Origin of the sequence: Salinimonas chungwhensis DSM 16280 (assembly GCF_000378185.1) — a bacterium.
GTDB lineage: Bacteria > Pseudomonadota > Gammaproteobacteria > Enterobacterales > Alteromonadaceae > Alteromonas > Alteromonas chungwhensis.
Genome location: NZ_KB899398.1, coordinates 1 through 6,000 on the forward strand (window position 1 = coordinate 1; position 6,000 = coordinate 6,000).

At 47.3% G+C, this 6,000-nt stretch carries 5 protein-coding genes and 4 tRNA genes; all 9 read right to left on the reverse strand.

Annotated features, from left to right (window positions below; all coding sequences use genetic code 11):
- The coding region (locus tag F458_RS0118570; RefSeq protein ID WP_018984247.1) for a GTP-binding protein at window positions 1-623 on the reverse strand (623 nt) is incomplete at its 3' end.
- Between the two features lie 73 nt (window positions 624-696).
- Window positions 697-772: transfer RNA gene (locus tag F458_RS0118575), tRNA-Thr, on the reverse strand.
- A 9-nt stretch (window positions 773-781) separates the two neighbouring features.
- Window positions 782-856, reverse strand: a tRNA-Gly gene (locus tag F458_RS0118580).
- A gap of 32 nt (window positions 857-888) precedes the next feature.
- Window positions 889-973, reverse strand: a tRNA-Tyr gene (locus tag F458_RS0118585).
- Window positions 974-982: 9 nt separating this feature from the next.
- Window positions 983-1,058, reverse strand: a tRNA-Thr gene (locus F458_RS0118590).
- A gap of 106 nt (window positions 1,059-1,164) precedes the next feature.
- Window positions 1,165-1,914, reverse strand: coding sequence for a type III pantothenate kinase (locus tag F458_RS0118595; protein WP_018984947.1), 750 nt, complete (start codon window positions 1,912-1,914; stop codon window positions 1,165-1,167).
- Window positions 1,904-2,890 carry a bifunctional biotin--[acetyl-CoA-carboxylase] ligase/biotin operon repressor BirA gene (gene birA / locus F458_RS0118600; RefSeq protein ID WP_018984948.1) on the reverse strand — a complete coding sequence of 329 codons (987 nt, stop codon included), beginning with the start codon at window positions 2,888-2,890 and terminating at the stop codon, window positions 1,904-1,906. The genes F458_RS0118595 and birA overlap by 11 nt, the downstream gene beginning before the upstream one ends.
- A complete protein-coding gene (murB, locus tag F458_RS0118605) occupies window positions 2,887-3,879 on the reverse strand; it encodes a UDP-N-acetylmuramate dehydrogenase (protein ID WP_026294797.1) in 993 nt (330 codons plus the stop codon). Before murB ends, birA begins: the two co-directional genes overlap by 4 nt.
- A gap of 113 nt (window positions 3,880-3,992) precedes the next feature.
- A complete protein-coding gene (locus F458_RS0118610; protein ID WP_169334856.1) occupies window positions 3,993-5,084 on the reverse strand; it encodes a glycosyltransferase family 2 protein in 1,092 nt (363 codons plus the stop codon).
- Between the last annotated feature and the right edge of the window lie 916 nt (window positions 5,085-6,000).

Below are 6,000 nucleotides of genomic sequence, written 5' to 3' on the forward strand. Positions count from 1 at the left end.
TCGATGGCACGCTCTGGCTCTGGAATGTAAGAATCCAGTGCTTCGCCCAGCTCAACAATCTGCTTCTCCCACTCTTCGTCGCCTTCCAGCGCCTTCAAAGCAGAACCTTTGATTACCGGCAGGTCATCACCTGGGAATTCGTATTCATTTAGCAGTTCACGAACTTCCATTTCTACCAGCTCAAGCAGCTCTTCGTCATCAACCATGTCACATTTGTTCATGAATACGATGATGTGAGGAATACCAACCTGACGACCCAGCAGGATGTGCTCACGAGTCTGTGGCATAGGGCCATCAGTCGCTGCTACAACCAAAATCGCTCCGTCCATCTGTGCTGCACCAGTGATCATGTTTTTGACATAATCAGCGTGTCCAGGACAGTCAACGTGCGCATAGTGACGTGATGGTGTGTCGTATTCTACGTGTGATGTAGAAATGGTGATACCACGTGCTTTTTCTTCAGGCGCATTATCGATCATGTCGAATGCCTGAGCTGAACCACCGTGTGCCTTTGCAAGAACCGTTGTGATTGCTGCAGTAAGGGTTGTTTTACCGTGGTCAACGTGGCCGATAGTACCCACGTTTAAGTGGGGCTTGGAACGTTCAAACTTTTCTTTTGCCATTTTCTATTATCCCAGCAAAGTTACTTAAAAACTTCAGATTCTAAATATTTAAAATATGAGCTGGGGAGAAGAATGGTGCTGATAGGCAGATTTGAACTGCCGACCTCACCCTTACCAAGGGTGCGCTCTACCAACTGAGCTATATCAGCACACTTAATTGGAGCGGGCAGCGGGAATCGAACCCGCATCATCAGCTTGGAAGGCTGAGGTAATAGCCATTATACGATGCCCGCGATCCTAATTCTCTGGCCACCTCATAGAAAAGTGGTGGAGGGGGCAGGATTCGAACCTGCGAAGGCTGAGCCGGCAGATTTACAGTCTGCTCCCGTTGACCGCTTGGGTACCCCTCCTGAGATTGATGGTGCCGACTGCCGGAGTCGAACTGGCGACCTACTGATTACAAGTCAGTTGCTCTACCAACTGAGCTAAGTCGGCACTGCATCAAGTGGGTGCGCATTCTAGAGTAATCACTTACTCAGTGCAATAGCCTTTTTGAAATTTCTTTCAATTTTTTTCTGACTGCTGAAATCGCTAACAACTATCAGAAAAGCAACGCCTGAAGTTCCCTTCTGGCATAGCGGGCAAGGCCATGCACCACCAAATTCGCGACGAGGATGCTACCATCGAACTGAGCGAATGCAAGCATATTTTTGCCCCCACCCCCGATAATTATTGAAAATTCGTCGTGTTTGCTCGACAAATAGTCAACAGCGCTTAAATAAACACCATGTACGGCCGCCTGACAACCCATCGCCACGCAATCCTGGGTTGACTGCCCGATGCCAAAATCTGTCGGGATCTGATTATCGGCTATCACCTTTGCGGTGTTTTTAACCAACGCATCTTTCATCAAGCCATAACCCGGTGTAATCCAACCGCCTAAATGTTGACCGTCCGCTACAAAATCGCAGGTAATCGCAGTTCCAACATCAATGACGGCAAATGCCCGATCGGTCATTGTATGAGCGGCCAGCATCGCCAGCCAGCGATCAACCCCCATCTTTGTCACATCGGAATAGGCATTGGTTAGAGAAAAGCGATGTTTTTCAGTTTCTATTACGCGAAGTTGTATCTGATTCTGCGCGCAATAGTGATGAAATTGCTCTTCAATCGACGCCTTACCGACGTTAGACAAAAAAATAAATTTTGCTGGCTGACTATTTTTCAGAGTATCGAAGCAGGCCTGAGGTGAGGCCGCAGTGTGAATACTGTCATTGATATCTTTCAGGCTTACATATTTGATACTGCTATTACCGGCATCCACCAGTAATACTTCACTTTCAGTTACCACGCAGGCTTACCTCGCCACCGTGAAACCGCATTATACCATCGCGTGTTTCGACCAGCAGAGCACCACTGGGGTCTACGCCGCGGTCAATACCGGAAAAACGCTTTTCTCCCATTTGCAGGACAACTTTTTTATCTGCGTATAAATCCAGAGACTCCCAGTAGGCGACAAATTTTCCAAAACCGTGCAACGAAAATTCATCAAGATAGTGCCACAGTGACTCGATTATGACGGCTGCCAACTCATTGCGGTCGACCGAACGCTGTAGCACACTGGTCAGGTCGGTGTGCGGCTGCCCCACATCATATTGATCCTGAGGAACGCAGACGTTGAGTCCAACGCCGATAACACAATGGGCAGTGGCACCGATTTGCCCTTCAACTTCAATAAGTACGCCGGCAAGCTTTCTACCATGCAAATAGATATCGTTGGGCCATTTTACCTGCGCATCTTCAATTCCATACTGACGCAGCGCGTCGCAGATGGCCACGCCCACCAGTAACGATAAACCAGCCATACTCTGGTAGCCGTCAGGGAAAGACCAATACATGGAAAAAGTCAGGCTGCCGCCAACCGGAGCCAGCCATTGTCTCCCATGACGGCCTCTGCCAGCAGTTTGTATCTCAGTTAGTACCGCATCACCATCAGCCAGATCTTCGCGCTTTTTAGTTATCCGGCTTTTTATTTCAGAGTTGGTGGATTCAAGCACCGGGGCGACCTGAACCAATGCAAGCCGGGCGTCCTTGATATGCCTTTTAATCAGATCTGCACTGAGTAAGCCAAACGGCCGACTCAAACGATATCCCTTGCCTTTAACCTTAAAAACATCGAGTCCCCATTCGGCAAGCTGGCTGATATGACCCGCCACAGCTGTGCGTGACAAATTGATCTCTTGTGCGATCTTTTCGCCAGAGTGAAACTGACCATCAGAAAGCAAACCCAATATATGCTGGCGAATAAGTTTTGATGCTTGTTTCATAATGTGATTAATCCCTCTTTGCCCACAAGCCGGACCTCGGGCTCAAGGGTTATGTCAAACGTGTTTAGCACCTCGTTCATAATCTCTCTGGCGAGGGCGACAACATCTTCGCCTCGCGCTTTCCCCTGATTTGTTAATACCAGCGGCTGGTTCGGATGGCAGCTAACGTCACCCACCCGGCGACCTTTAAACCCGCATTGGTCAATAAGCCAGGCGGCCGGCACTTTGACATTCTCGTTATCAATCTTAAAGCCGGGAATAGAGGGATGGCTCACCTGCAAGGTTTGATAAGCGTGGGCAGCAATAACCGGATTTTTGAAAAAGCTGCCCGCATTTCCCGTGACGTTTGGATCAGGTAGTTTTTCCTGGCGAATCCGAATCACCTCATCAAAAATTTTACGAGGGCTGGGAGCGCTGAGTCTTGCTAATTCACCGTAGCTGGTAACCAAAGTATTTTTTTTAGGAAGTACAAAGTTGACGTGAGTAACAACCACCCGTCCGGCCAACTCATTTTTAAAGACAGAGTCTCTGTAACCAAAAAGACATTCTTGATACGTGAGAATTTTACTCGCGCCATCTATCAGATCGATGATTTCTACTGACTCAATAAAATTGCCAACCTCAAGCCCGTAAGCCCCGATATTTTGAATGGGGGACGCACCAACCGAGCCAGGAATCAGCGCCAGATTCTCCATTCCGTACCAACCGTTGTTTAACGCGGTACTTACAAGCTGATGCCAGTTTTCACCTGCGCCGACCCGAAGATGATAATAAGCGCTGGATTCCCTCATCTGGATCCCTGCAATACGATTAACAATAACGGTACCGAAGAAATCTTCCAAAAATATCGTATTGCTACCCTCTCCCAATAAATAAAACTGCGAATTAGAAGCAACTGCCGCGGTCAACTGCTCAACATCTTCGATGTTAAGCACGCTACTGCAGTTAGTATCAAGGTGAAACGAGTGATAGGAGCTTAGACTTGGCACACATAGACCTTCTGGAAAAAGACAACTGTCATATTAGGGGATGTGGATGTACTTGAAAAGATGCTGCGGGTTGATTGTATTTTGCAACTTCTGCTCTACAACTATTTATTCATCTACAACCTGTTCGTGTTTCTAAATTTCTGGTACGCGGATACCGTTTCTTCATCGCTGACATGCATCAGTACCTTTTTCAATACCCGTGCCTGATCGGCATCGCTATTACGGATGATTTCAAGCACCTTTTGATATCGGCAGGATACCGTATTTTGAGCCTTTGTTAACTCTTCAGGCACCAATAACGCGCTCAAGGTTTTATCAATGTGGTTGCGGTACCTATCATATGCATCTTGAGCAAAAGCAAAATTTTCTGTTTTACTCGGATCCGCATAGCCCCTACGATTACTTTTAACCTGACTAATACCCTGCCTGGGAAAATTAGGTCGACCTTTGCCCAACATTGCAACGTATTCGAGTTCGCTACGATAATAGCGATGGAGTATAAAATAAGGTTTGATGGGCGCATGGAGGTGCTCTTCGCCCACCCGTGAAAATCCCTCGGAAATATGTTGGAAAGTGCTACCGTCTGCAAGTTTATAGTTCAGGTAAGGATTGACAATAGAGTGAGGGTTTACCCTAAAGGGGGGCGCATTAGCATCCACAATAGATTTAACCTGGGGCGCCCGGATGAGTTTGAATTGGTTTTGTAATGCAGGGCCGAACAAGTTGTCAGGCTCGTATTTATTGCACCATTCAAATGAAATAACATCCGGCTTTCCTAGTTCAGTAATACATTGCTGAACGGTTGTCGTTAAATTTTGTGGAACCCAGAATTCATCTATATCTAAAAAGCACAGATGAGTAAAGCCGTCTTTCGCTGCTGAAGACAAGACTTTTTTATATGTACCCACCTGAGGATTACCGGGGTAAGATTCGAACAAGGGGTCCCCGTCCACTAGTCTGAGCTGAGACAGTGACCTGAACGTCTCCAGAATTGAGTAAGTGTTATCAGTAGTCCGGTTTATATGAATCTCTATTTCATCAAAACCAAAATATAAATGGTGTGCTATCCATTCGGGCAGATAGGCCGCTTCATCTTTTGCCACTGCAACCAATTTGACCTTTACAGGGTCGTTTCGTAGTTTGTCGGTTAAATGTTTAGTCGATGCGGTGCTAAGTTCAACCAGGTTTCGCAAGTAACGATGCACAGAAGCTTTTAGATTTTTTGCGTACATTATCAGGGCAATAAAATTTGAAGAACATCGATTGTAGCAAAATAAAAACTATGGTGCTGCTTATTGGCTTCGCCCGAACAGTGACAAACATTGGAGTTACCTGCCAGGCTATGACAGACAATACTCCCAGTAGTAATGCGAAGCAAATGCGGCATGCGGTAAAACCTATGAATCGGCACTACGCTAGTCACGTCCCCGTCGTTCTTCCCAACGATTGTCGTACTCTACTGACGACAATAAATTATCGGAGCCAGATTGAATAGCTTTCTGAGCGAGAAATTCGGCAACACCAGGGACCGGTTAGGCATTGCAAACGGGCGTACAGAGCGTCTCCCCTGGCATTAACCAACATGGATGTTTACGAATCCATTAAACCCGCTACTCGATGGACTGGGTTGACCATTACAGAACCAGTCGCGCAAATTATATCTCATAAATGCGCTCACCCTTTCGCTACATACACTCACTGCAGCGACATTTCTTATACACAATAAACAGCCTCTGTCTTTTGACATGGGCTTGTTCATCAATGAGAGCGCCGTAGCCGGCAAGGGACAGTGTGCTACTCTGCCAACCACGTTGTCACATGGGGTTGGACCCACACTGGGCGTAGGTTGACCGAATGTCCACAAACATTCGCAGCAACCGAAGCGGCGCGCCATGGATGGCGCGACTGGTGGCTGCACCAGGGAGGGTTTGTTTTCACTGAGCTAATGCAGGCCCTGTAAGCCGGACTTTACCCGATGGGTTAGGTTCTCTATATAGGAGTAGCGCAGCTATGCTGTGCATATACGAAAAAAGCCCGCTCAAATGAGTGGGCTTCTTCGTGTAATAGGAGCTCCGTAGCCGGCAAGGGACAGTGTGCTACTCTCACATGGGGGTAAATCAC

What these genes read in the sequence shown, in the direction of transcription:
- birA (WP_018984948.1), bottom strand. Translation starts at nt 2,890, where the DNA reads ATGAAACAAGCATCAAAACTTATTCGCCAGCATATATTGGGTTTGCTT.